This window comes from Aliidongia dinghuensis (genome assembly GCF_014643535.1).
GTDB classification, from domain to species: domain Bacteria; phylum Pseudomonadota; class Alphaproteobacteria; order ATCC43930; family CGMCC-115725; genus Aliidongia; species Aliidongia dinghuensis.
Genome location: NZ_BMJQ01000009.1, coordinates 124,089 through 147,350, shown reverse-complemented (window position 1 = coordinate 147,350; position 23,262 = coordinate 124,089). Strand labels below are relative to the sequence as shown.

The window sequence follows — 23,262 nt, the reverse complement described above, 5'->3', positions numbered from 1 at the left end:
ATGGCCGTCGCCGCCGTTTCCGCGCCCAAGGGCATCGCCGGCCGCGCGCTCGGCAACCGCTCGCTCATGGCCGGGCTCGCCATCCTCGGCCTCATCATCCTGATGGCCGTGCTGGCGCCCTGGATCTCGCCGTTCGATCCGAACGATCAGGATCCGGTGCTGAGCCTGGGTGCGCCCAGCGCGCAGCACTGGTTCGGTACGGATTTCTTCGGCCGCGACGTCCTGAGCCGCGTCATCTGGGGCGCCCGCGTCTCGCTGTTCGTCGGCGCCGTCTCGACGGCACTCTCCATGGTGGTGGGCGGCGCCATCGGCATCGTGTCGGGCTATCTCGGCGGCCGGTTCGACCAGACCGTGATGGCGGTCATGGACGTGCTCTTGAGTTTCCCGCAGCTCATCATGGGCTTGATCATCGTGGCGCTCCTCGGCGCCAACTTGGCCGACCTCATCCTGGCGATCGCGATCACGGCCGTGCCGCCGTTTGCCCGGGTGGCGCGCGGGCCGACCCTGAGCTTGAAGGAGCGCGACTTCATCGAAGCCGGGCGGGCGTTGGGCTTCTCGAACGCGCGCATCATGCTGGTCCATATCCTGCCGAACGTGCTCGACGAGCTGGTGGTCATGGGCTCGCTCTGGCTTGCGACGGCGATCCGCACCGAGGCGAGCCTGAGCTTCATCGGGCTGGGATTGCCCCCGCCGACCGCGACCTGGGGCGGCATCATCCGCGAAGGGTTCGAGAACCTGCTGGACGCGCCGTGGCTCGCGGTATTTCCGAGCCTCGCCGTGCTCGTCGTCATGATGGCGCTCAACATGATCGGCGATGGGTTGCGCGACGCGACCGATCCCAAGGCAGCCGCATCATGACGAACGTCGTCTCGCTCAAGACCAAGCCGGTGCTGGCGGTCAAGGACCTGACCACGGGCCTCAAGATCCGCGGCCAATGGTACGAGGCGGTGCGCGGCGTCTCGTTCGAGGTGGCGCCGGGCGAGACCGTGGCGCTCGTCGGCGAATCCGGTTGCGGCAAGAGTCTCACCGCCATGTCGGTCATGGGCCTGCTGCCGGCCAAGGTCGGCAAGATCCTCGGCGGCAGCGTGCTCGTTGACGGGCGCGAGATGGTGGGCCTGGGCGAGACCGCGCTCGAGGAGCTGCGCGGCAACCTGGTCTCGATGATCTTCCAGGAGCCGATGACGAGCCTCAACCCGGTGCTGCCGGTCGGATTCCAGATTGCCGAGACGCTGAGGCGTCATCGCAGGCTCGACGGGGCGGCGGCACGTGCCGAGGTGCTGAGGCTCATGAACCGGGTGCAGATCCCGGCGGCGGCCCGGCGCATCGACGACTATCCGCACCAGTTCTCGGGCGGCATGCGCCAGCGTGTCATGATCGCCATGGCGGTCGCCTGCCGGCCCAAGGTGCTTTTGGCCGACGAGCCGACCACGGCGCTCGACGTCACGATCCAGGCGCAGGTGCTGAACCTGATTGCCGAGCTGCAGGCCGAGGACGGCATGGCCGTGCTGTTCATTACCCATAACCTGGGTGTCGTCGCCTCGATCGCCGAGCGCGTCGTGGTGATGTACGGCGGCGACGTGGTCGAAACGGCGCCGGTCGACGATTTCTTCGCCCGGCCGAGCCATCCCTACAGTGCCGCCCTCTTGTCCTCGGTGCCGCGCGCCGACCGGCGGCCCGAGGCGCTGAAGCCGATCCCGGGCCAGGTGCCGACCCTGCTGCAGATGCCGGCCGGCTGCCGCTTCCAGTCGCGCTGCGCCCATGTCATGCCGCGCTGCGTTGAGCGGCCGCCGCTGTTCGCGGCCGGCAGCCGGGAGGATCACCGCATGCGCTGCTGGCTGGGAGCACCTCCAGGTCTTGCGGGGGAGGGCGCCTGATGCTGGCAGTCAAGGACCTGGTCAAGACCTTCCCGGTGCGCGGCGGCTTTGCGCTCTCGGGCCCGGTGCAAACGGTAAAGGCGCTGGACGGTGTCTCATTCGACGTCGCGCGCGGCGAGGCCTTGGGCCTGGTCGGCGAATCGGGCTGCGGCAAGTCGACGACGGCGCGCACCATTCTGCGCCTGACCGAGCCCAATGGCGGCGAGGCGCTGTTTGACGGCGCCGACCTGTTCAAGGCGACGGGCGCCGACTTGAGGCGGCTCAGGCGCCGGCTGCAGATCGTGTTCCAGGACCCCTACGCCTCGCTCAACCCGCGCCGGCGCATCGGCGACACGCTCGCCGAGCCGATGAAGGTCCATGGCATCGCGAGTGCCAGGGAATGGCCGGACCGGATCCGCGCGCTCTTGGCCGAGGTCGGGCTGCCGCCCGAGGCCGTGCACAAGTACCCGCACGAATTCTCGGGCGGCCAGCGCCAGCGCATCGGCATCGCCCGGGCCCTCACGGTCGGGCCGGAGCTCCTGTTCCTGGACGAGCCGGTGTCGGCCCTCGACGTCTCGGTCCAGGCCCAGGTACTGGTGCTGCTGAACCGGCTCCGCGAGACGCGCAACCTCGCCTCGGTCTTCATCTCGCACGATCTCGGCGTCGTCCGCTATTTCTGCCAGCGCGTGTGCGTCATGTATCTGGGCCGCATCGTCGAGGAGGGGCCGGCCGAGGCGCTCCTGGACGAGCCGCTGCATCCCTATACCCAGGCGCTCAGAGCCGCGACGCCGACGCCGGACCCGAAGCAGAAGGTGACGATGGCGCGGCTCGAGGGCGATCCGGCCTCGCCCTTGAACCCGCCCTCCGGTTGCCATTTCCATCCGCGCTGCCCGCACGCGATGGAGCGCTGCAAGGCCGAGATCCCGCTGCTGAAGCAAGTAGCACCGGGCCGGAAGGTCGCGTGCCACCTGATGGATCAGCGCTGAGCGGGGCGCGCCATTGCCGGTCTATGCAGACCTCACTCTCGCAAAGCTCTCCAGGGCATCGGCCGCGGCCTTGCGCATGAAGGCCTGGTCGGATGCGACGATGAAGGCGGAGGCGCCGAGCTCGCGGTAGCGCTGGGCTTCGGCGGCATTGCCGACCATCAGGCACACGGGCTTGCCGGCGTTCCGGGCCGCGGCGCAGATCTTTTCCACGCCTGCCTGGATCGGCGGCGCGTCCGGGCCGGCCGCACTCATGGCGACGGCCAGGTCGCCGCGCCCGATGAAGATGCCGTCGAGGCCGTCGGTCGCCAGGATCTCGTCGATTTCCGTCAAGGCCTCGGGATCCTCGATCATCGCGATCGCCGTGACGGCGGCATCCTGCTGGTCGACATGCGGCCACATGCCGAGCCCGCCGTAGCGTCCGGCGCGCGGCGAGTTCGAGAAGCCGCGTCGGCCGCCGCGATACCGGCATGCGTCGACCATCGCCCGTGCCCGGGCCGCCGACGCGACATGCGGCACCAGGACGCCCGCCGCCCCGTCGTCAAGCGCGCCCAGAATGCGCGAAATGTCGGGCACGCGTACGACGGCGGCCGTCCGGGCGGCTCTGGCCGCGAGCAGGATCAGCTCGGTCTGGCCGCGATCGATCGGCGCATGCTCCTCGTCGATCACGACGAAGTCGAAGCCGAGATCGCCCAGGATCTCGGTCGCGTGCACGGTCGGGGTCTTGATGAACGATCCCACAAGTGGCTGTCCCGACAGGAAGCGGCGGCGGAACGCGTCCGTCGGCCCAGGCGATGGCAAATCCATCATCGTTTCCTCATTGTTTCAGTAGACGAAACATTGTTCTTTTAATTACAATCTCCCCATTGAAGGCGGCTGTCAACGCGATCGCCGTGCGGCTTTAGGACAAGGGAGGGGAAATGCCTCGCGTTACGGGTTCCAGCGGCGAAGGCGTGCAGGCGGTCGTGCTGGCACTGCGCATTCTCGAACGGCTTGCGGAGGAGGGGCGGCCGATGGGCGTCACGGCACTGGCTGCGGCGCTCGGCACCACGAAGAGCCGGATCTGGCGCTATCTCCAGACGCTGGTGCAGCAGGGCTATATCGTCCAGCTGCCAGATACGGAGCGCTACCAGCTTGGCGCCCGGCTGGTGAAGTTCGGTCGCGCGGTCGGCGAAAGTCTCGACATCGTGTCGGCGAGCTATCACGCGATCCGGGAGCTGCGCGACAGTCTCGGCCATTCCGCCGTCATCACCCAGATCGAGCCGGACGGCGTGCGGGTGCTGACGACCGTGCCCGGCAGATCCACGATCGAGATCGGCGTCAAGCAGGGCTCGCTCATGGAATTCCATAGTTCGGCCCAGGGCAAGATCGCCTTGGCCTTCGGCAGCGAAACCTTGCGGGCGGCCGTGCTCAGTCGGCGCCTCGAGCGCCGCACGCCGGATACGATCGTGTCGCCGAGCAGCCTGCGCAAGGAGATCGAGCGGGTGCGCCGCGACGGCTGGGCGATCGCGCCCAACGAAATCGTGACCGGCCTCAATGCGCTGGCAGCCCCGGTGTTCGACGCTGCCGGCTCCTTGGTCGGCGCCCTGGCCATCGTCGATTCCGTGCAGTTCATCACCGCGACCCCGACCGCCGAGCAGATCGAGCGGACGGTCGAGGCCGCTCGGCAGGTCTCGGCGGCGCTCGGCTACCTGCTCGACTGAACGGTCACACGCACTCTTGACAAATCTCTCCGGCCGGTCCGACAATAATTAGAACATCGTTTCAACTAATGAAACAACGCGGCTGAACCAAGCCAAACAGGCTGGTCCGGCTGCGTCGGATCATCGAGGGAGTGCGCCATGTACGACAGTTCGGACCCGCGCTCGACGCTGGCATCGGCGGCCGATAGGCCGGCGCCGACGCAATTCGCCGGCGCCGAATGCGGCAAGTTCTATGAGACGGCGCCGCAGGAGGATGACGCCAACGGCCGGACCTGGTTCATCCGCAGCCAGAATTGCGTGGTCGCCTATACGGAGGCGCGGGATGGCGCACACTTCGTCCGGTCCGCACAGCCGGACGAATATGTCCTGCTGCTGCCGGAGGCTGGCGTCAGTGCCGAGATCCTGACGCCGGACGGCCGCATCGCGGTCGCGGGCTATTCGATCGCCTTCGTTCCGCCCGGTGCCAGCGAGATCCGTATCTCAGGCGCCGGCCCGGTCGTCCGCCTGCTGACCGCGCGTGCCGAGGATCTCGCGGCGAAATGCGTCAATGCCGCCGCCTATCGGACGCCGCAGCCCAATATCGCGCCGTTCGCGCCATGGCCGGACGCGGCGGCGGGGCGCCGGGTGCATGCCTATTCGCTCGACGTGCCCGACGAGCCCGGCCGGTTCGGCCGCATCTGGCGCGGCTCGACCCTCATGGTCAATTTCCTGCCGCCGCAATCGGGGCCGCGCGACGTCACCAAGCTGTCGCCGCACCACCATGATGATTTCGAGCAGATCTCGCTGGCGCTCGAGGGCGCGTTCACCCATCACCTGCGCTGGCCGTGGACGACGAACCTCAACAACTGGCGCGACGATCTGCACGAATACTGCGCCGCGCCCTCGGCCATGGTGATTCCGCCGCCGGCCATCCACACCTCGCGCGGGATGCTCGAGGGCATCAACCAGCTCGTCGACATCTTCTGCCCGCCGCGCCGCGATTTCTCGCTGAAGCCGGGCTGGGTGCTGAACCACACCGACTATCCGATGCCGAGCGAAAGCTCCAACGCGGCGGCGTAGCCGAGATGCGCGCGAGACGCCCGAGCAACATGGAACAGGATTGAAATCATGCAAGCAGTGAGCCCGAAGGCCGACGGCAGAGCGGCGCGCATCGACGCCATTCTCCAGGGTGCGATCGATCCGCATGTCCACAGCGGCCCGTCGATCGCGCCGCGCGGTATCGATCATCTGGAACTCGTCCGCGAAATGTCTGGCGCCGGCTTTGCCGCCGTGGTGACGAAGGACCACGACTATGCGGGCGTCGCGACCGCGGCGCTCATCAGCAAGCATCATCCGGAACTGCCGACGAAGATCTATTCGAGCATCGTGCTCAACAACGTCGTGGGCGGCATCAACCCCTATGCCGTCGAGCATACGGCGGCGATGGGCGGCAAGATCGTCTGGATGCCGACGCTCGCTGCGGAAAACCATCTGCGCTGGGAAAAGACGGCCGGTTGGGTCCATCCGGCGTCGACGCAGAAGATGCGCCCGGCGAGCCCCGTGCCGGTGCTGGACGCGAACCGGGCGGTGCTGGATGAGGTCAAGGAAGTGCTCGACGTCATCGCGAAGAACGACATGGTGCTGGCGAGCGGCCACCTTCATGTCAGCGAGACCTGGCTCGTCTTCGAGGAGGCGCAGCGGCGCGGCGTCAAGCGCCTGATCTTCACCCATCCGGAAGACATCGTCGACGCGAGCCTGAACGACGTGCAGGGGATCGCGACCATGGGCGCCACGGTCGAGCATTCGCTCTGCATGTTCCTCGAGGGTTCGAAGTTCAAGACGCGGACGGCGGAGGATCTGCGCCTGCAGATCGATGCGGCCGGCGTCGACCGGACCATCCTGTGCTCGGACCTGGGCCAGGTCGGCGTCTTCAGCCCGCTCGAAGGGTTCCGCCGCGGCGTCTCACTGTGCATGGAACTCGGTTATTCGGACGAGGACATCCACAAGATGGTGTCGACGAATACGACGCAGGTGCTCGGGCTCGAGGCAGCCGTCGAGAATTGATCAGTATTCAGCCTGAGCCGATAAGACACAGAAAAAGCTCAGGCTGATCACAAAGAAAATAGCGGCCAGGGAGGAACCATGTTCACTTGGTACAGCCGGCTCGACGGCACGGAGAAGCGGACGCTTTACGCCTGCTTCGGCGGGTGGGCGGTGGATGCGCTCGACACACAACTCTACAGCTTCCTCATCCCGACGCTCATCGCGGCGTGGCACATGACCCGGGCCGAGGCCGGCCTGCTCGGCACCTCGGCGCTGATCTCGTCTGCGGCCGGCGGCTGGCTCGCCGGCATCCTGTGCGACCGGATCGGCCGGGTGCGCGTGATGAAGCTGGCGATCGCCTGGTTCGTAGGTTTCACGGTGCTGAGCGGCTTCTGCAATTCCTTCGGCGAATTGCTGGGTGCCCGTATCCTGTCCGGCATCGGCTTCGGCGGCGAATGGGCGGCGGGCTCGGTGCTGATGGGCGAGATCATCCGGCCGGAGTATCGCGGCAAGGCGGTCGGCACGGTGCAGAGCGCCTATGCGATCGGTTATGCGCTGGCGGCACTCATGTCATCGGCCCTGTTCGCCACCCTGCCGGACGCCACGGCCTGGCGCTGGATGTTCTGGCTCGGCGCCGCACCGGCACTCTTCGTCTTCCTGGCGCTCCGCGGCGTACCCGAGCCTCAGGTGTTTCTCTCGGCGAAACGGGCGCGCGCCTTGACGGGCGAGGCGAACGTCAGCCCGTTCATGATCTTCCATCCGCGCTTTCTGCGCGTCACCGTGCTGACCTCGCTGCTGGCGCTGGGCGTACAGGCCGGCGGCTTTTCGATCATCATCTGGCTGCCGACCTTCCTCAAGACCGCGCGGGACATCTCCACGGTCGCGGTCGGCTACCATATGTTCGTGCTCACCGTCGGCTCCTTCGCCGGCTATATCTCTGCGGCATATTTCTGCGATGCCGTCGGCCGGCGGCGCAATTTCGTGCTCTTCGCGCTCCTCAACTGGCTGGCGATCCCGGCCTTCCTCTACCTGCCGCAGGCGGCCGGGCTGATGTATGCGCTCGATTTTGTCCTGGGCTTCGCCGCCCTCGGCATCTACAGCGCGCTCGGCCCCTATTTCACCGAGCTGTTCCCGAGCTCGATCCGCGGCAACGGGCAGGGCTTCTCCTATAATTTCGGCCGCGGCGTGGGCGCGTTCTTCCCGACCGTCGTCGGCATCCTGAGCGGCGGCGGGTTGCTGCCGTTGCGCGATGCCATGGGGATGACCGCGGTCAGTGCCTATCTCTTCGTCTTCCTGGCGATCAGCCTGCTGCCGGAGACAAAGGGACGGGACCTGAACGAGGTCCCGGACGGCGGCCTCGACCAGACGGACGACGAACCGGTACGTTTCCGCAACCTGGCACAGGTTCGCGACTGAATCTTCGCTCCGCAAAATAAATTTGTGGGGCCTGTCGAAATCGGCGCCCCTGCCGCGTCCTTGGGATATTGCCAACACCCAAGGAGGCTGCAATGTCGATCATCCTCTACGAATTGAAGTCGGTCCGGTCTGCCCGGGTTCGCTGGACCTTGCTGGAACTGGATCTGCCGTTCGAGAGCATCGAGGGGCGCGAGGTCTTTTCGCATCCGGGCCTGCGCGCGATCCACCCGCTTGCCAAGGTGCCGGCGATCCGGGACGACGGCCGGCCGCTCTACGAGTCCGCGGCCATCTGCAACTGGCTGGCCGACAGCCATCCGGAACGGGGCCTCATTCCGGCTGCCGGAACCTGGGGCCGCGCGCTCCACGACCAATGGGTCGCCTTCACCCTCTCCGAGCTGGAGGCGCCGCTCTGGCACAGCGCCCGCAACACCTTCCTCTATCCGGAAGCGGAGCGGGTGCCGGCGGTGTTCGAGCAGAACGACCGCGAAGCCAAGCGCGCGCTCGGCGTGTTCGAAGCGCATCTCGCCGGCCGGACCTGGCTGGTCGAGGAACGCTTTTCCGTGACCGACATTTTTGCCGGCTATGCGCTGCACTGGGCGACGAGGCGGGAGCTGACGGCCGGCCTGCCGCATCTTGAAGCCTACCTCGACCGCCTGCTCGCCCGGCCGCACTGCCCCTACGGCCGGTCGTAGCGAGCCCGCCCGCCCGAGCGCGGCCTGACGCGATCGATCGTCGCGCACGCTTCCGTATCGGCACCAAGGCCATTAGGCTCGCCATGCAACAAGATGCGGGAGGGAAATCGGGAATGACCGAGGTTCTGATTATCGGTGGCGCCGGCATGATCGGCCGCAAGCTGGCGGAGCGGCTGGCGAAGGATGGCACGGTCGCGGGCCGCAAGATCGACCGGCTGGTGCTGCAGGACATCGTCGAGCCGACGGCGCCGGCGGGGGCGCCGTTTGCGACCAAGAGCATTGCCGGCGACTTCTCCGTGCCGGGCCTGACCGACGAGCTGGTGCAGAGCCGGCCCGACGTGATCTTCCATCTGGCCGCCATCGTCTCGGGCGAGGCAGAGGCCGATTTCGACAAGGGCTACCGCATCAATCTCGACGGCACGCGGCTGCTCTTGGAGTCGATCCGCCAGATCGGCCAGGGCTACAAGCCGCGCCTCGTCTTCACCTCGTCGATCGCCGTGTTCGGGGCGCCGTTCCCGGATGCGATCCATGACGAGTTCTTCACGACGCCGCTCACCAGCTACGGCACGCAGAAGGCGATCTGCGAGCTGTTGCTGGCCGACTATTCCAGGAAGGGCTTCGTCGACGGCATCGGCATCCGCCTGCCGACGATCTGCGTCCGCCCCGGCAAGCCGAACAAGGCGGCCTCCGGCTTCTTCTCCGGCATCATCCGCGAGCCGTTGAACGGTGAGGCAGCGATCCTGCCGGTCGACCGCGACGTGCGCCATTGGCACGCCTCGCCGCGGGCGGCCGTGGGCTTCCTGCTGCATGCGGCCGGGATCGATCTGGCCAAGGTCGGCCCGCGCCGCAATCTCACCATGCCCGGCATCTCGGTCACGGTCGCAGAACAGATCGAGGCGCTGAGGAAGGTCGCGGGCGAGGCGGCGGTCAAGCTCATCCGCGAGGTGCCGGACGAGACCATCCGCGGCATCGTCGCCGGCTGGTCACGCAACTTCGACCCCGCGCGCGCCCTCGAGTTCGGCTTCAAGCCGGACTCGAGCTTCGAGGAGATCATCCGCATCTACCAGCAGGACGAACTCGGCAAGTAGGCCTTAGGCACCGATCGCTCGCCCCTGGATTCCCGCCTACGCGGGAATGACGGAATATTTAATGGAAAGAGGGGTTTAAGACTCTCCTCCCACTCCAATCACCGTCATCCCCGCGCAGGCGGGGATCCAGGGTTGCCGCAAAGATTTTGGCGGCCGGAGGAAAGCCTTACTTTTCCTCGATCGCTGGAGCGCGCGGCTCTGGATCTCCGTCTGGGCTTCGCCCTCACCCGGACCGGTTGCAAATCGCCCGGCGGCTGCCCCACAGTTTCCCTAGGGGATGAGCAGGGGGGCGATATGGGCTACCTACCGGACTGGCAAGTGGTGACCGACGGCGTGGTCGGTCCGGAGGAGCGGCTGCCGTGGGGGCAGACGCTGGCGCTCGGGCTGCAGCATGTCGTCGCCATGTTCGGTGCGACCGTGCTCGCACCGCTCTTGATGGGGTTCGACCCGAACACGGCGATCCTGTTCTCGGGCATCGGCACGCTCATCTTCTTCGTGGTCGTGGGCGGACGGGTGCCGAGCTATCTGGGCTCGAGCTTCGCCTTCATCGCTGTGGTGCTGGCCGCGACCGGCTATGGCGGCCACGGTCCCAATGCGAACATCGGCGTGGCGCTCGGCGGCATCTTCGCCTGCGGCCTCGTCTATGGTGCCATCGGCCTTGTCGTGGCGCTCATGGGCCATCGCTGGATCGAGACGATCATGCCGCCGGTCGTGACCGGCACGATCGTCGGTGCCATCGGGCTCAACCTGGCGCCGATCGCGATCAAGGGCATCTCCGGCTCGGGCTTCGCGACCGCGATCGGGCTCCTGACCGTGGCCGCGGTCGCCATGGTCGCGGTCCATGCCCGGGGCAACTGGCGCCGCCTGCCGATCCTCTTGGGCGGGCTTGCGGCCTACGCCGTCTATGTGCTGCTGGCGAACGGTCTCGGCTTCGGCCCGCCGATCGATTTCGCGCCCGTTGCCGCCGCCGCCTGGTTCGGCGCACCCAACCTCACGGCCCCCCGCTTCGACGGGCAGGCGATGGTACTGATCGCGCCGGTCGCGATCGTGCTCGTCGCGGAAAATCTCGGCCATCTGAAGGCGGTCAGCGCCATGACCGGCCGCAACCTCGACGGCTATATCGGCCGGGCGTTCCTGGGCGACGGCATTGCGACCATGGTGGCGGCCTTGGGCGGCGGCACGGGTGTGACGACCTATGCCGAGAATATCGGCGTCATGGCGGTGACGCGGATCTATTCGACGCTGGTCTTCGTCGTCGCGGCGGCCATCGCGATCGTGCTGGGTTTCTCGCCGAAATTCGGCGCGCTCATCCTCACCATCCCGGGGCCTGTGCTGGGCGGGCTCTCGATCGTCGTGTTCGGCCTGATCGGTGCCACGGCCGGCCGCATCTGGGTCGAGAACCGCGTCGACTTCGCCGAGGCGCGCAATCTCGTCACGGCCGGCGTCGGCCTGACGCTCGGCGCCGGCGACCTGGCGCTCAAGCTCGGCGGCTTCTCGCTGGGCGGCATCGGCACCGCGACGTTCGGCGCGATCATCCTCTACCAGCTGCTGCGGCGTCGCCCGGCATGATGGGGGGCGTGATGCCGAGCAGGGAGCTGAGCGCCGTGCGCGGCGCCAGCAGGTCGGTGAGCGTGTATCCGTCGAGCACGGCCAGGAACGCCTGCGTCGCGTCATAGAGCGCGTGGGTCAGCACGCACGGCCCCTGGATCCGGCAGAACCGTTCCTCGCCAAGGCAGCCGATGACCGCCAGGTCCTCCTCGATGCTGCGCACGACATCGCCGATCCGGATCGTCTCCGGCCGGCGCTTCAAGCGCATGCCGCCGTGCTTGCCGCGGATCGTGTCGAGATAGCCGGCCTTGCCCAGCCGATGCACCACCTTCATGAGATGCGCCTTCGAGATCGCGAAGGCATCGGCGATCTCCTGGATGGTCGAGAGCGCCTCATCCTTCGCGCCGACATAGATCAGGACGCGAAGCGCGTAGTCCGTCTGCAGGTTCAGTTTCATCAGGATCGGCCGAAAACTATATCTTGGATGTATTAATTGGCGATCGCGCGCCGGCAATCAAGCAATGCCGCCTTCAAGCGCGCCCCAGATCGAGATCGAGCTGATCGGTCTCGGCGCCGTCGGCCCGATCGAGGTTCGAGGCGGCAAAGTTCGAGACCGTGACGCCGAGCAGCCGGATGCCCTTTGGCGTGGGCAGCGTCGAGCGGACAAGCTCGAGGCTGACCGCGATGAGCCCGTCGTGAGAGGCGACCGGCGCTGCGAGCGTGCGGCTGCGCGTCGCCTGCTGGAAGTCGGCATATTTGATCTTCACCGTCACGGTGCGCCCGAAGTCCTGCGCCTTCTCGCACCAGTCCCAGACCTCCTCGGCCATCTGACGCACGCCGGCCTCGATCTCGGCCGGCTCGACCAGGTCGTGGGCGAAGGTCGTCTCCGAACCCGAGGATTTGCGCGGCCGGTTCGGCACGACGGGACGGCCGTCCTCGGCGCGCGAGATCGCATAGTACCAGGGGCCCGACTTGCCGAACTTCTCCTGCAGGAAGCTCAGCGACTGGCGCCGGAGATCGGCGCCCGTGAAGATGCCGAGCCGGTTCATCTTCTCGGCGGTCACGGGGCCGACGCCGTGGAACTTCTTGACCGGCAGCGCCTCGATGAAGCCGGGGCCATGCTCGGGCGGGATCACGAACTGGCCGTTCGGCTTGCGCTGGTCCGAGGCGAGCTTGGCCAGGAACTTGTTGTAGGAGATGCCGGCGGAGGCGGTGAGGCCGGTCGCCTCCAGGATGCGGGCGCGGATCTCGGCCGCCGTGGCCGAGGCGGTCGGCAGGCCGCGCCGGTTGGCGGTGACGTCGAGGTAGGCCTCGTCGAGCGACAAGGGCTCGATCAGCTCGGTATAGTCGGCGAAGATCGCGCGGATCTGGCGCGACACCGCCCGATAGACCTCGAACCGGGGCGGCACGAAGATCAGGGCCGGACACTTGCGCAGCGCGGTCGTGGACGGCATGGCCGAATGCACGCCGAAGGCGCGCGCCTCGTAGCTGGCCGCGGCGACCACGCCGCGCTTCGCGCCATAGCCGACCGCGACCGGCCGGCCGCGGAGCGCCGGGTCGTCGCGCTGCTCGACCGACGCGTAGAACGCGTCCATGTCGACATGGATGATCTTGCGGACGGCGGTCTCGGCCATGGTGCCGGCACTATAGCATGCCGGAACAAAATGTGAACGAAGGCTGTCAGCCGAAAGCTCTTGCAAGTTCGGCAATACCATAACATATAGGCGCTATAACATATAGATCGCGTATATCTTAAAGAGGCGAACCATGATTCCCGTGTCATCCCACGTCGAGCGGCGGGCCGAAGTGACGGAGCGCATCCGGGCCGAGACCGGCATCGACGAGGCGATGATCGCGGCCCTCGTCGACGGCTTCTATGCGCGGGTGCGCGAGGATGCGATCCTCGGCCCCGTCTTCGCCGCCCGGATCGCGAGCTGGCCGCCGCATCTCGAAAAGATGCGGCGCTTCTGGTCGTCGGTGGCACTCATGAGCGGGGACTATCACGGCCAGCCGATGCGGCTCCATGCGCCGCTGCCGATCGATGCCGCCCATTTCGACCGCTGGCTCGCCCTGTTCGAGGCGACGGCGCGCGAGCTTTGCCCGCCCAAGGCGGCGGAGCATTTCATCGAACGCGCCCGGCGCATCGCCGAGAGCCTGGAACTCGGCATCGCGGTCAATAATGGCGTGCTGCTCGGCACGGGCGAGCGCTATCGGCGAGGCAACGAGCCCGCGCCCGCGCAGGATTGACGCCCGCATGGATGACGTCGCGATCGCCCGGGCACTCCATGTCGCCGCCGTCGTCCTCTGGATCGGCGGCGTTGCCTTCGTGACCACAGTGGTGCTGCCGCTCGTTCGGCGCGTCCGGGACCCGGCTGAACGGTTCGCGCTGTTCCACGCGATCGAAGGCCGCTTCGTCTGGCAGGCGCGCGCCGCCATCCTCGTGGTGGGCTTGAGCGGCCTCTACATGCTCGACCGGCTCGATCTCTGGGACCGGTTCACGACCGCCGCCTTCTGGTGGATGCACGCGATGGTGCTGCTGTGGGCGGTCTTCGCGTTCGTGCTGTTCGTGGGCGAACCGCTGATCTTCCACCGCTGGCTCGATCGGCATGCCTTGAGCGAGCCGGACCGCACCTTCGCCCTGTTGCACCGGCTGCATTGGCTGCTGCTCATCGTCAGCATGCTGACGGTGCTGGCGGCTGTCGCTGGCAGCGCGGGGATGGGGCTTCTTCCTTAAGGTGAAAGCCCGATCGCCGTTGGCTGGTTTCGAGCCTATCTGGTCACAAGGTGGAATTCGGCCAGATCTCGAAGGCCGATATCGGTTGGCGTTACCGCGGGTGGTTCAGCACCCATGCTGGTAGGTGGCCACGAAACTGGTGTGCCAGTAATCTACCGTTCAAGAAGTCTGGTGACGTCAACCATCGACGATATCGACCATAGAAAATATGATCGAATAAAGTATATAGAGCCGTAAGCCCACAGGTAGCTCAAGAAGAGAAGACATGACTCAGGAAGCCTCGAACGTGACCGAACTTGATGCATCGACACGGCGGGTGCGTCCAGCCCTGTTCTTCGAATCGATCACCTTTTCCGATGGTACCATTCTCACCTTCGATCAGGACGATATCGTGGTTTTTGTGGGCCCTAACAATGCTGGAAAAAGCGCTACGCTGCGAGAGCTTGAGTCGTGGGTAGGTTTTCCCCGCCCTGGAGTGGTCATAACATCTGCCACCACGAGAAAGGCCGGCACTGTTGACGACTTGCGAGCCTTCCTTGAACAAAATTCCCAAAAATCTGGTAATGCTGAGAGTCCCCATTACGGCGGTATCGGCTACAACATCAATGAGCGAAATCTTCATTATTTTGACCAGGTAGGTGATCGACGTCCCGTCGCTCCGTTCTTCGCGAGGCGGTTGCCGACGGAAACCCGGATAAAGGACTCTGATGCAGCACCTGCAATCGCTTTGTTCCAGAGCCCGCCGACTCACCCGATCCATATGTTGCTGATGGACAAGAACCTCACCGCCGACATTAGCGCAAAGTTTCGTCACGCTTTCGGGCAGGATTTAACGCCGTTCCGCGCAGGAGGAAGCAGCTTCCCCCTATATGTGGGCACCAAGCCTGTCCTCAAGACAGGCATGGATGAACTATCTCGCGAATTTATTGAAGAATTACAGCGCACGAATGTCCTGCTCGACAATCAAGGCGATGGGATGCGCAGCTTTGCGGCTGTTCTTCTCCATGTCCTGGCCGCGAGGACACACTCAATCCAGTTTCTGGATGAGCCTGAAGCCTTCTTGCATCCCCCACAGGCACGCCTTCTCGGTAAGTACATTGCGGAAAGTCGTCGAGAAGAATCTCAACTCTTCATTGCCACACATAGCGCTGATATTCTCGACGGGCTCATTGAAGGAGGCTCAAGCAAGGTCAGAATCATCCGACTAAGGCGGGACGGTAAAGTAAACCGTGTTAAGGAACTTGGGAAAGATCAAACGCAAGCTATTTCAAAAGACACTTTGACTCATTTTTCGCGTGTTTTCGATGGTATATTCTTTGAGCATGTCATCATCTGCGAATCGGATGCGGATTGCATGTTCTATCAGTCCATTCTCAGTCTGCGTTCGATTTCCAGTGATCGGCGACCCGATGTCCTATTTGTTCATACTGCGGGCAAGCACCGCATGGCGAAATTGGCGGATACATTGCGCGCGCTGGACGTGCCCGTGTCGGTTGTCGCTGACATTGACGTTTTGAACGAAGAGAACACCTTCAAAAGACTTATCGAGAGCCTTGGAGGTAATTGGCCTGACATTCGCTCACATTGGAAAGCCATCTCGGATGCCGTGATCTCGCAAAGACCGCCCTTGAATGCTGGTCAAGTGACGAGCATGATTGCCAAAGAAATCGATGGCATGACGGGAGTGGGTGAATTTCCTTCAGATAAGGAAAATAATATAAAGAGGATATTCAAGACTATATCACCTTGGAGTGCTTTAAAGCAGAGCGGCCGCATGGCGCTGCCGAGCGGTGAAGTGACAAGACAATTTGACCAGTTACATGAAAAATGCGCAGTCCTTGGCCTTTGGATGGTTCCTGTTGGCGAGATTGAAGGCTTCTGCCGCAGCATCGGATCGCACGGTCCCGGATTCGTCGAAAAGGTTCTTGAGGAGCGGAATCTAGAAACCGACGAGGAGCTTAAAGAGGCTCGGGATTTCGTTAGGAAGCTTTGGGAACGGGCCACTCATGGGAGGCCTTGAGCAACGTCGGGAAGAAAGCTAGAGAGTCTTCGACGGAGGAAGTAACTGACGGCGGCCTGATTCATCTTTCAAGGTAAAAGCATTAGTGGGTATTTCGTAGCCGGCTGTCCTGAGTCAATTAACTCAGGGCGGCCATTTCCCTTACGCCTATCCCAACCCTAAACCGAATCACCGACTTCGGCGCATTCAACCCGGACTGAGACCGACCGAAAACCACCGAGGCTGTGTAGAAACGCGATTTCGAAGATCGCCGCGCAATAGTCCGTCGGTGGCTGGGGTTGCGGCATTGCGAAAGATTCAAGGCGAAGTGCCGCGGGGACGCTTAATTGCTTATTGCCGTTGCGGTGCGACGTTTTCACACGACCACCCACGCCTGCCACTCGGTCCCGCGCAAGCCCATGTCCGCTTTCGGGATTTCCTCGACTGCCGCTGGATAGCCGGCCTGACTTCATCCAGCCGCTACAGCTTGTAGCCGATCTTTCGCAGCAGGTCCTTGCGCCACGCGATGTCGGCGTCGGTTTCGATGCCCAGCGGCGAGGCGCCGTCCACCACGCCCAGCACGCCGCGGCCCTGTTCCGTTTGCGCGACGATCACCTCAGTCGGGTTGGCCGTCGCGCAATAGATGCGGCAGACCTCCGGCACCGCGCGCACGTGCGCCAGCACGTTCACGGGAAAGAACCCGTCGCCGAGGAAGATCAGGAAGGTGTGGCCGGCGCCGATGGCGAGCGCGTTGTCGCGGGCGAGGGCGATGGCGGCTTCGTCATTGCCCGACCAGCGCACGAGCCGCTTGCCGGAAGCCTCGCAGAAGGCCAGCCCGAAGCGGATGCCTGGAACCGCGCCGACCAGCGCCTCGTGGATGTCTTCCACGGTCTTGATGAAATGCGACTGGCCGAAGATGAAGTTGGCCGCGTCCGGCTTGACGATCGGCACCACGGTGAGGTCCATGGCTGCTCTCCTGCAGGATGAGCGACACGGGTCCATAGTAGGCCGCCAGAAGGTGATTGCAAGCCGCCACAGGCGGCCGATTTCGCTCCATGGCAACCGATGCTGATCGGGTTTCGCCCTGGCGCCCCAATTCGCGGACAACCTGCCGGAAACCCCGCATCAGGGCTTCTAAAACCCGGCCGGCTGGGTCATTCTCCCCCCGATTCCGAACCTGTGGGTCGCCGAGCAGAGCGCGCTTGGATCCTGCGGGCGCCGCGGATCGTTTCCTCTAGCCGTCGTCTCTCCAGCCTGGGAATCCGAAGCCATGGACTTCTTCCGGCGATTTACCCTTCTGGTCTGTGCCCCGTCGTTCAATGCGGACGATCTCGAAGGGAACCGGGTGCAGCAAATTACCAGCGAAGTCGAGCGGTTGGGCTTCGAGGTCGTGCGGGCACCACGCGTCGAGGACGCGGAGATCGCGGTGCAGACCGATGCGGCGATCGGCTGCGTGCTGGTCGACTGGGGCAAGAAGGACGGGCTCGCCGGCAAGACCACCGCGCTCATCAACCTGATGCGCCGGCGCGGCCTCGAGATCCCGATCGTCATCCTGGTGCGCCGCAAGCGCTTCGAGGATATCCCGGTCGAGATCATGGATTTCATCGACGGCTATGTCTTCCTGGCTGAGGAGACGCCGGAATTCATCGCCAAGTCGCTCGTCAGCCGCATGAAGCAATATGCCGAGACCTTGAAGACGCCATTCTTCGGCGAGCTCGTCGACTATGCCGAGGAAGGCAACCAGATGTGGACGTGCCCCGGCCACAACGGCGGCATGTTCTACAACCGCAGCCCGATCGGCCGTATCTTCGTCGAGCATCTGGGCGAGGCCGTGTTCCGCGACGATCTCGACAATTCGGTGCTGGAGCTGGGCGACCTCCTGACCCATGAGGGGCCGGCGCTCAAGGCGCAGAAGGAGGCGGCGAAGATCTTCGGCGCCGAGAAGACCTATTTCGTGCTGAACGGCACGTCGTCCTCCAACAAGATCGTGCTGAGCGCGCTCGTCGCTGAGGACGACCTCGTGCTGTTCGACCGCAACAACCACAAGGCGGCGCATCACGGCGCGCTGCTCCTGGGCGGCGGCATCCCGATCTTCCTCGAGACGAACCGCAACGCCCATGGGCTCATCGGGCCGATCTATCGCGAGGCGCTCGACGAGGCGGCGATCCGCGAGAAGATCCGCACCAACCCGCTGGTCAAGGATCCCGAAGCCTGGCGCCGGCCGCGGCCGTTCCGCGTCGCGGTCATCGAGGAATGCACCTACGACGGCACGATCTACAATGCCGAGGCGATCCTCAACGCCATCGGTCATCTGTGCGATTACATTCTGTTCGACGAGGCCTGGGCGGGCTTCATGAAGTTCCACCCGCTCTATGCCGGCTGCTTCGCCATGGGCCTGAAGACGCTGGGCGCGGACGCGCCCGGCATCATCGCGACGCAGTCGACCCACAAGCAGCTCGCGAGTTTCTCCCAAGCCTCGCAGATCCACGTGAAGGACAGCCACATCAAGGGGCAGGACCGGCGGGTCGAGCATCGCCGGTTCAACGAGTTCTTCCTGATCCACGCCTCGACCTCGCCGTTCTATCCGCTGTTCGCCTCGCTCGACGTCGGCGCGCAGATGATGCGCGGCCGCCAGGGCGAGGTGCTGTGGGACGACACGATCCGGCTCGGCATCGAGCTCCGGAAGAAGATCCGGGCGATCCGCCGCGAGTTCGAGGAGAAGGAGCGCGACCCGGACCGGCGCTGGTTCTTCGACCCGTTCGTGCCGGACATGGTCGAGGTGACGGAGGCCGCGGGCGGCCCAGGCGGCGAGGAGCGGCGGGAGCTGCCGTGGGAGCTGGTGCCGACCGACGGGCTCGCGAGCAATCCGCGCTTCTGGGCGCTGACGCCGGGTGCCAAGTGGCACGGCTTCACCCATGTCGGCCCGCGCCAGGCCATGACCGATCCGAACAAGCTCACCCTGCTGACGCCGGGCTTCGACCGGGCCACGGGGGAATACGACCGCTTCGGCATCCCGGCGCCGGTCGTCGCCCAGTTCCTGCGCGAGAACCGGGTCGTACCGGAAAAGAACGACCTGAACTCGCTCCTGTTCCTGCTGACGCCGGGCGTCGAGGCGAGCAAGGCCGGCACGTTGCTCAGCACGCTCGTCAACTTCAAGCGGCGCTACGACGATAATGCGCTGCTCGACGACGTCATCCCGGAATTCGTCCGCCGCCGTCCGGCACGCTACAGCGGCAAGCGGCTGCGCGACCTCTGCACCGAGATGCACGAGTTCTATCGCGCGGCCGGCGTGAGCGCGCTGCAGCGCAAGCAGTTCGCGCCGGAGCATATGCCGCACATGGTCATGCCGCCGCACGAGGCGGTGCGGCAGCTCACCCGCAACAAGGTCGACTATCTGCCGATCGACGAGGTCGAGGGGCGCATTGCCACGACGCTCTTTGTCGTCTATCCCCCCGGCATCGCGACCATCGTGCCGGGCGAACGGCTCGACGACCGGGCAAAGCCGATGCTGGACTATCTGAAGATGTTCGAGCGCAGCGCCAATCTGTTCCCGGGGTTCGAGGCCGAGATCCAGGGCGTGTTCCGCGAGGTGGCGGCCGACGGCTCGGTCCGCTTCTATACCTACGTTGCGCGCGAGTAACCGGGCGCGGGAATAATCGGAGCTCCGTATGCAGTCCACGCCGTTCAAGATCCTCGTCCGCGCCTCGTCCGATGCGGACGTGCCGGCCATGTTGGCGATCTATCACCACCATATCTCGACGGGCTTGGGCGATCTCGGCGCCGCCTACGATGCGGGGCAACTCGAAGCCGAGGATATCCGGCGCCGGCGCAAGAACATGCGCAAGCACCGGCTGCCGCATCTGGTGGCGGAGGTCGAGGGCGTGGTCGCGGGCTATGCCTATGCCGTGCCGTTCCGCAAGCGCCCGGCCTACCGCTACACGCTCAAGCACTCGATCTATATCCACCATCAGTTCGTGAACTGCGGCATCGGGCGGACGCTGCTGCCCGCACTCATGGATGCGTGCGCCGCCGCGGGCTATCGCCAGCTCGTGGCCTATATCGACCCGGCCAACCAGGCGTCGCTCCGGCTGCACGAGAACCTGGGCTTCACTCGCGTCGGCGTGCTGCCGGCGGTGGGCTTCAAGTTCGGCCAGTGGGTCGACAGCGTCATCGTGCAGCGCGCGTTGGGTGCCGGTGCCACGACGCCGCCGGGCGTCTGGTCCGAGGCCGCCGTCGCCGAGGCACCGTCGTCGCCGGCGGGCGACGGGACCGACGAGTAGCGGAGGATCGCCCGGCGGCTATGCCTCGGCCGACACCGCCTGGACGAGCAGCTCCAGATCGAACGGCTTGGCGAGGAAGCCGCTGGCACCGGCCGCGAGGCAGCGCTCCCGCTCCCCGACCGTCGCGGTCGCGGTCAAGGCGATGATCGGCACGGGGCTGGCTCCGGGGGCGGCGGCTTCTGCCGCGCGGATCCGCCGGATGGCCTCGATCCCGTCCATGACCGGCATCTGGATGTCGATGACCAGCACATCGTAGGGGCCTGCGGTGGTCATGGCGCGGACCGCTTCCTCGCCGTTATCGACGATTTGGACGGTGTGGCCAGCCTTCTCCAGGATCGCCTCGATCAGGCTCTGCAGGACGATATCGTCATCGGCCACGAGCACGCGGCGCCGGGTCGGCGCGGCCGCGGCGGCGCGGGGCGCCGTCGGCGTGGCGGTCGGGGCTTCGGCCGGGACCAGCGGCACTTCGAACCAGAAGATGCTGCCGCGGCCCTTTGCGCTGTCGACGCCGATGATGCCGCCCATCGCCTCGACCAGCCGCCGGCAGATGGCAAGGCCGAGCCCGGTTCCGCCGGTGTGCCGCCCGCTCGATAGCTGGCTGAACGCCTGGAAAAGGTGACCGAGCTCTTCGGCGCTGATACCGATGCCCGAATCGGCGATCGTGATGCGCAGCGCCTTGCTGTCGTCTGTCGCGCGAACCGTGCCGACCGCGACCTCGACCGCGCCGACGTCGGTGAATTTCACGGCGTTGGTCAGAAGGTTGAGGATCACCTGGCGCAGCCGCACGGGGTCGCTGGCGAGCCAGTCCGGCACGCTCACGTCCACATGGGTGCGGAGCGCCAGTCCCTTGGCGGTCGCCGCCGGCCGCATCAGCGCTTCGCAGTCGCGCACGATCGCGCGCAGGTCGACCGGCACCGATTCGAGTTCGAGCCTGCCGGCCTCGATCTTGGAGAAATCCAGGATGTCGTTGACGAGCGCCAGCAGTGTGCGGCCGGCGTTGTACTGCAGGTTGAGATACCGGCGCAGCTCGTCCGGCGTGAAGTTTTCCTGCAGCAGCAGTTCCGAGAAGCCGATGAGCGCGGTCAGCGGCGTGCGCAGCTCATGGCTCATGACCGCGAGGAACTGCGACTTGCTCTCGCTCGCCGCCTCGGCTGTGGTGCGGGCGAGCGCCAGCTGGGCAGCGTTGGCGGCCAGCTCCATCGCCTGGCGCGCCAGCTGGTCGTTGGCGGCCTGCAGGGCCTCGTTCGCCGCCGTCAGGCGCGCGTTGCTCTCCTGGTAACCGCGCAGCTGCATCTCGAACGGCGACAGGCTCTCGGCCAGGAACTCCGACGCCATGTCGATCGAACGCTCGATCGCGGCTCGGCTGAACGACTTGGTCGCTGCCTTGAGGGCCGTGTGATAGAGGATCGCCGTGTCCAGCACACCCAGCCCGTGGCTCATAGCGACACGGCCGAACTCGTAAGCATAGTTGAGCTCGAGTTCGCCCGGCGCCGTCAGGTGCGCTCTCAGCGCCTTGGCATATTGCTCGAGGCGTTCTTGCTGGAGGCTCTCCATCAGGATGCTCCGAGATAGCGGGCGACCAGGATCAGGCCATCATCCGTCGTCTTGCCGTACCGGTCCAAACAGTCGGTTGCGACGGTCTGCGGGGGCTCGCCGATCGGCGACCGTTCGGAAAAGCTGTTGTGCAGCCCGTCCGTCGCGAGCATCAGCACGTCGCCCGCGAAGATCGGCATTTCATAGAGGCGCAGCGGCGGCAGCTGATAGCCCACGACGCCGCTGCGGCACAGGAGCGCTTCGCGGCCGGGCCGGGTCGCCGGATCGGCGCGGAACAGGACGGTTTCGATATTCCCGACGCCGATCCAGGAGAGGCGGCCTCGCTCCGGCTCGACGGCCGCGAGACTCATGACGACGCCACGCGTCTTGCGAAGCCGTTCATGACAATGCCGCACCAGCTCTACCAGCGGCAGATGCAGCCCTTCGGCCAGGGCCGCTGCCGTGGCCTCGGCGGCAAACGCCGCTTCGGGGCCGTGGCCGAGGCCGTCGATGACCGCGAGCAGGACGCCGCGGTCGACCGGCAGAACGAGGTGCAGATCGCCAGACACGCTTTCGCTCGCCAGCGGCCGGGCCGCGACGCCCCATTCCATGATGCCGGCGAGGTTGGACGCGTCCGACACGTCATTTGATCCATTTCGTCATGGTGACCGTCGTGCCCGACCCGACCGTGGACTGGATCGCGAACTCGTCCATCAGGCGCCTGGCGCCCGGCAGGCCGAGGCCCAGGCTCTTGCCGGTCGAATAGCCGTCGCGCATGGCGAGCTCGATGTCCGCGATCCCAGGCCCTTCGTCGGTCGCCACGATCTCGATGCCGGTGCGTCCGCCCGCCTTCGTGGGCGCGAAGCGGATCTCGCCACGGCCGGCGTAGTTCACGATGTTGCGCGCGATCTCTGAGATCGCGGTCGCGATCAGCGTCAGATCGGTGCCGGCGAGGCCCAGCTGCTGCGCCATCTCGCGGCCTTTCTGGCGCGCCACGACCACGTCGACGTCCTCCGCCACGCGGACGACGAAGGCGTCAGGCGCCGGGGCGGGCATCGCCGACTTGCAAAGACTTCAGCAACTCAAGCCCCTCCTCGAGATCGAGTGCCGTGGTCACGTCGTCCAGTGCGAGCCCCAGTTGCACCATGGCGAACGCCACGTCGGGCTGAATGCCCACGATGACGGTCTCGGCCCCGCGCAGCCGCGCCGTCTGCGCGATGCTGCGCAAGGTTCGGGTGGCAAAGGAATCCATGACGTCGAGCGTCGAGACGTCGATGATGATGCCGCGCGAGCGCAGCCGGCCGATCTGCGAGGCCAGCTCGTCCTTCAACTGCACGAGGTCACGGTCGCTCAAGGCTGCCTGGACGCAGGCGATGAGCACGTTACCCTGCTTCATAATAGGAACGGCCAT

General features: G+C 65.6%; 23 protein-coding genes. 15 read left to right on the top strand and 8 right to left on the bottom strand.

From position 1 onward, the window contains the following. Genes IEY58_RS17915 through IEY58_RS17905 form a run of 3 tightly spaced genes read left to right on the top strand, consistent with a single transcriptional unit; the run spans window position 1 to window position 2,839 of the window. A complete protein-coding gene (locus IEY58_RS17915) occupies window positions 1–858 on the top strand; it encodes an ABC transporter permease (RefSeq protein ID WP_189048222.1) in 858 nt (285 codons plus the stop codon). Then, window positions 855–1,874 (top strand): ABC transporter ATP-binding protein, encoded by a 1,020-nt coding sequence (locus tag IEY58_RS17910; RefSeq protein WP_189048221.1) that lies wholly within the window; start codon window positions 855–857, stop codon window positions 1,872–1,874. The genes IEY58_RS17915 and IEY58_RS17910 overlap by 4 nt, the downstream gene beginning before the upstream one ends. Continuing rightward, entirely contained in the window at window positions 1,874–2,839 is a 966-nt protein-coding gene (locus IEY58_RS17905; RefSeq protein ID WP_189048219.1) for an ABC transporter ATP-binding protein, read from the top strand. The genes IEY58_RS17910 and IEY58_RS17905 overlap by 1 nt, the downstream gene beginning before the upstream one ends. Window positions 2,840–2,860: 21 nt before the next feature. Here the strand turns inward: IEY58_RS17905 and IEY58_RS17900 are convergent, their stop codons facing one another. Beyond that, window positions 2,861–3,646: an HpcH/HpaI aldolase family protein gene (locus tag IEY58_RS17900; RefSeq protein WP_229743800.1), complete on the bottom strand. Its 786-nt coding sequence runs from the start codon at window positions 3,644–3,646 to the stop codon at window positions 2,861–2,863. Window positions 3,647–3,756: 110 nt separating this feature from the next. On the opposite strand from IEY58_RS17900, the gene IEY58_RS17895 reads away from it, so the two are divergent. From IEY58_RS17895 to IEY58_RS17865, 7 genes are all read left to right on the top strand, one after another. Next, a complete protein-coding gene (locus IEY58_RS17895) occupies window positions 3,757–4,539 on the top strand; it encodes an IclR family transcriptional regulator (protein ID WP_189048217.1) in 783 nt (260 codons plus the stop codon). Between the two features lie 138 nt (window positions 4,540–4,677). Next, complete coding sequence (locus tag IEY58_RS17890) at window positions 4,678–5,598, top strand: cupin domain-containing protein (protein WP_189048215.1); 921 nt, start codon at window positions 4,678–4,680, stop codon at window positions 5,596–5,598. A 48-nt stretch (window positions 5,599–5,646) separates the two neighbouring features. Further along, complete coding sequence (locus tag IEY58_RS17885; protein WP_189048214.1) at window positions 5,647–6,582, top strand: DUF6282 family protein; 936 nt, start codon at window positions 5,647–5,649, stop codon at window positions 6,580–6,582. Window positions 6,583–6,660: 78 nt separating this feature from the next. After that, window positions 6,661–7,977, top strand: a complete 1,317-nt coding sequence (locus tag IEY58_RS17880) for an MFS transporter (RefSeq protein WP_189048212.1) — start codon at window positions 6,661–6,663, stop codon at window positions 7,975–7,977. A 92-nt stretch (window positions 7,978–8,069) separates the two neighbouring features. Further along, a complete protein-coding gene (locus IEY58_RS17875; RefSeq protein ID WP_189048210.1) occupies window positions 8,070–8,669 on the top strand; it encodes a glutathione S-transferase family protein in 600 nt (199 codons plus the stop codon). A 113-nt stretch (window positions 8,670–8,782) separates the two neighbouring features. Continuing rightward, the gene (gene denD / locus IEY58_RS17870) at window positions 8,783–9,757 is read left to right on the top strand and encodes a D-erythronate dehydrogenase (protein WP_189048208.1); all 975 of its coding nucleotides are present in this window, start codon (window positions 8,783–8,785) and stop codon (window positions 9,755–9,757) included. Window positions 9,758–10,051: 294 nt separating this feature from the next. Further along, window positions 10,052–11,326: a solute carrier family 23 protein gene (locus IEY58_RS17865; RefSeq protein WP_189048206.1), complete on the top strand. Its 1,275-nt coding sequence runs from the start codon at window positions 10,052–10,054 to the stop codon at window positions 11,324–11,326. Here IEY58_RS17865 and IEY58_RS17860 read toward each other — a convergent pair. Next, window positions 11,289–11,762, bottom strand: coding sequence for an RrF2 family transcriptional regulator (locus IEY58_RS17860; protein WP_189048204.1), 474 nt, complete (start codon window positions 11,760–11,762; stop codon window positions 11,289–11,291). The genes IEY58_RS17865 and IEY58_RS17860 overlap by 38 nt on opposite strands. A gap of 73 nt (window positions 11,763–11,835) precedes the next feature. After that, complete coding sequence (dinB, locus tag IEY58_RS17855; RefSeq protein WP_189048203.1) at window positions 11,836–12,939, bottom strand: DNA polymerase IV; 1,104 nt, start codon at window positions 12,937–12,939, stop codon at window positions 11,836–11,838. A gap of 133 nt (window positions 12,940–13,072) precedes the next feature. Between dinB and IEY58_RS17850 the strand changes: the two genes are divergently transcribed. From IEY58_RS17850 to IEY58_RS17840, 3 genes are all read left to right on the top strand, one after another. Then, entirely contained in the window at window positions 13,073–13,552 is a 480-nt protein-coding gene (locus IEY58_RS17850) for a group III truncated hemoglobin (protein WP_189048201.1), read from the top strand. Between the two features lie 7 nt (window positions 13,553–13,559). Beyond that, window positions 13,560–14,039 carry a hypothetical protein gene (locus tag IEY58_RS17845; RefSeq protein ID WP_189048199.1) on the top strand — a complete coding sequence of 160 codons (480 nt, stop codon included), beginning with the start codon at window positions 13,560–13,562 and terminating at the stop codon, window positions 14,037–14,039. Between the two features lie 265 nt (window positions 14,040–14,304). After that, the gene (locus IEY58_RS17840; protein WP_189048197.1) at window positions 14,305–16,059 is read left to right on the top strand and encodes an ATP-dependent nuclease; all 1,755 of its coding nucleotides are present in this window, start codon (window positions 14,305–14,307) and stop codon (window positions 16,057–16,059) included. A gap of 459 nt (window positions 16,060–16,518) precedes the next feature. Here IEY58_RS17840 and IEY58_RS17835 read toward each other — a convergent pair whose 3' ends face one another. Further along, the gene (locus tag IEY58_RS17835) at window positions 16,519–17,004 is read right to left on the bottom strand and encodes an adenosine-specific kinase (RefSeq protein ID WP_189048195.1); all 486 of its coding nucleotides are present in this window, start codon (window positions 17,002–17,004) and stop codon (window positions 16,519–16,521) included. Window positions 17,005–17,308: 304 nt separating this feature from the next. Here IEY58_RS17835 and IEY58_RS17830 point away from each other — a divergent pair, with 304 nt between their 5' ends. Next, window positions 17,309–19,678 carry an Orn/Lys/Arg family decarboxylase gene (locus tag IEY58_RS17830; RefSeq protein WP_189048193.1) on the top strand — a complete coding sequence of 790 codons (2,370 nt, stop codon included), beginning with the start codon at window positions 17,309–17,311 and terminating at the stop codon, window positions 19,676–19,678. Between the two features lie 28 nt (window positions 19,679–19,706). Continuing rightward, entirely contained in the window at window positions 19,707–20,318 is a 612-nt protein-coding gene (locus IEY58_RS17825; RefSeq protein WP_189048191.1) for a GNAT family N-acetyltransferase, read from the top strand. A gap of 18 nt (window positions 20,319–20,336) precedes the next feature. Here the strand turns inward: IEY58_RS17825 and IEY58_RS17820 are convergent, their stop codons facing one another. Genes IEY58_RS17820 through IEY58_RS17805 form a run of 4 tightly spaced genes read right to left on the bottom strand, consistent with a single transcriptional unit; the run spans window position 20,337 to window position 23,262 of the window. Further along, entirely contained in the window at window positions 20,337–21,872 is a 1,536-nt protein-coding gene (locus IEY58_RS17820) for an ATP-binding protein (RefSeq protein ID WP_189048189.1), read from the bottom strand. Continuing rightward, window positions 21,872–22,492 carry a SpoIIE family protein phosphatase gene (locus tag IEY58_RS17815; protein ID WP_189048187.1) on the bottom strand — a complete coding sequence of 207 codons (621 nt, stop codon included), beginning with the start codon at window positions 22,490–22,492 and terminating at the stop codon, window positions 21,872–21,874. The genes IEY58_RS17820 and IEY58_RS17815 overlap by 1 nt, the downstream gene beginning before the upstream one ends. Before the next feature lies 1 nt (window position 22,493). Further along, window positions 22,494–22,907: an anti-sigma regulatory factor gene (locus IEY58_RS17810; RefSeq protein ID WP_189048185.1), complete on the bottom strand. Its 414-nt coding sequence runs from the start codon at window positions 22,905–22,907 to the stop codon at window positions 22,494–22,496. After that, window positions 22,888–23,262, bottom strand: a complete 375-nt coding sequence (locus tag IEY58_RS17805) for an STAS domain-containing protein (RefSeq protein WP_189048183.1) — start codon at window positions 23,260–23,262, stop codon at window positions 22,888–22,890. The genes IEY58_RS17810 and IEY58_RS17805 overlap by 20 nt, the downstream gene beginning before the upstream one ends.

Excerpts from the sequence above, each read along its gene's own strand:
- IEY58_RS17915 (WP_189048222.1), top strand. The coding sequence starts at position 1 with ATGGCCGTCGCCGCCGTTTCCGCGCCCAAGGGCATCGCCGGCCGCGCG.
- IEY58_RS17910 (WP_189048221.1), top strand. The coding sequence starts at position 855 with ATGACGAACGTCGTCTCGCTCAAGACCAAGCCGGTGCTGGCGGTCAAG.
- IEY58_RS17905 (WP_189048219.1), top strand. The coding sequence starts at position 1,874 with ATGCTGGCAGTCAAGGACCTGGTCAAGACCTTCCCGGTGCGCGGCGGC.
- IEY58_RS17900 (WP_229743800.1), bottom strand. The coding sequence starts at position 3,646 with ATGATGGATTTGCCATCGCCTGGGCCGACGGACGCGTTCCGCCGCCGC.
- IEY58_RS17895 (WP_189048217.1), top strand. The coding sequence starts at position 3,757 with ATGCCTCGCGTTACGGGTTCCAGCGGCGAAGGCGTGCAGGCGGTCGTG.
- IEY58_RS17890 (WP_189048215.1), top strand. The coding sequence starts at position 4,678 with ATGTACGACAGTTCGGACCCGCGCTCGACGCTGGCATCGGCGGCCGAT.
- IEY58_RS17885 (WP_189048214.1), top strand. The coding sequence starts at position 5,647 with ATGCAAGCAGTGAGCCCGAAGGCCGACGGCAGAGCGGCGCGCATCGAC.
- IEY58_RS17880 (WP_189048212.1), top strand. The coding sequence starts at position 6,661 with ATGTTCACTTGGTACAGCCGGCTCGACGGCACGGAGAAGCGGACGCTT.
- IEY58_RS17875 (WP_189048210.1), top strand. The coding sequence starts at position 8,070 with ATGTCGATCATCCTCTACGAATTGAAGTCGGTCCGGTCTGCCCGGGTT.
- denD (WP_189048208.1), top strand. The coding sequence starts at position 8,783 with ATGACCGAGGTTCTGATTATCGGTGGCGCCGGCATGATCGGCCGCAAG.
- IEY58_RS17865 (WP_189048206.1), top strand. The coding sequence starts at position 10,052 with ATGGGCTACCTACCGGACTGGCAAGTGGTGACCGACGGCGTGGTCGGT.
- IEY58_RS17860 (WP_189048204.1), bottom strand. The coding sequence starts at position 11,762 with ATGAAACTGAACCTGCAGACGGACTACGCGCTTCGCGTCCTGATCTAT.
- dinB (WP_189048203.1), bottom strand. The coding sequence starts at position 12,939 with ATGGCCGAGACCGCCGTCCGCAAGATCATCCATGTCGACATGGACGCG.
- IEY58_RS17850 (WP_189048201.1), top strand. The coding sequence starts at position 13,073 with ATGATTCCCGTGTCATCCCACGTCGAGCGGCGGGCCGAAGTGACGGAG.
- IEY58_RS17845 (WP_189048199.1), top strand. The coding sequence starts at position 13,560 with ATGGATGACGTCGCGATCGCCCGGGCACTCCATGTCGCCGCCGTCGTC.
- IEY58_RS17840 (WP_189048197.1), top strand. The coding sequence starts at position 14,305 with ATGACTCAGGAAGCCTCGAACGTGACCGAACTTGATGCATCGACACGG.
- IEY58_RS17835 (WP_189048195.1), bottom strand. The coding sequence starts at position 17,004 with ATGGACCTCACCGTGGTGCCGATCGTCAAGCCGGACGCGGCCAACTTC.
- IEY58_RS17830 (WP_189048193.1), top strand. The coding sequence starts at position 17,309 with ATGGACTTCTTCCGGCGATTTACCCTTCTGGTCTGTGCCCCGTCGTTC.
- IEY58_RS17825 (WP_189048191.1), top strand. The coding sequence starts at position 19,707 with ATGCAGTCCACGCCGTTCAAGATCCTCGTCCGCGCCTCGTCCGATGCG.
- IEY58_RS17820 (WP_189048189.1), bottom strand. The coding sequence starts at position 21,872 with ATGGAGAGCCTCCAGCAAGAACGCCTCGAGCAATATGCCAAGGCGCTG.
- IEY58_RS17810 (WP_189048185.1), bottom strand. The coding sequence starts at position 22,907 with ATGCCCGCCCCGGCGCCTGACGCCTTCGTCGTCCGCGTGGCGGAGGAC.
- IEY58_RS17805 (WP_189048183.1), bottom strand. The coding sequence starts at position 23,262 with ATGGCCGTTCCTATTATGAAGCAGGGTAACGTGCTCATCGCCTGCGTC.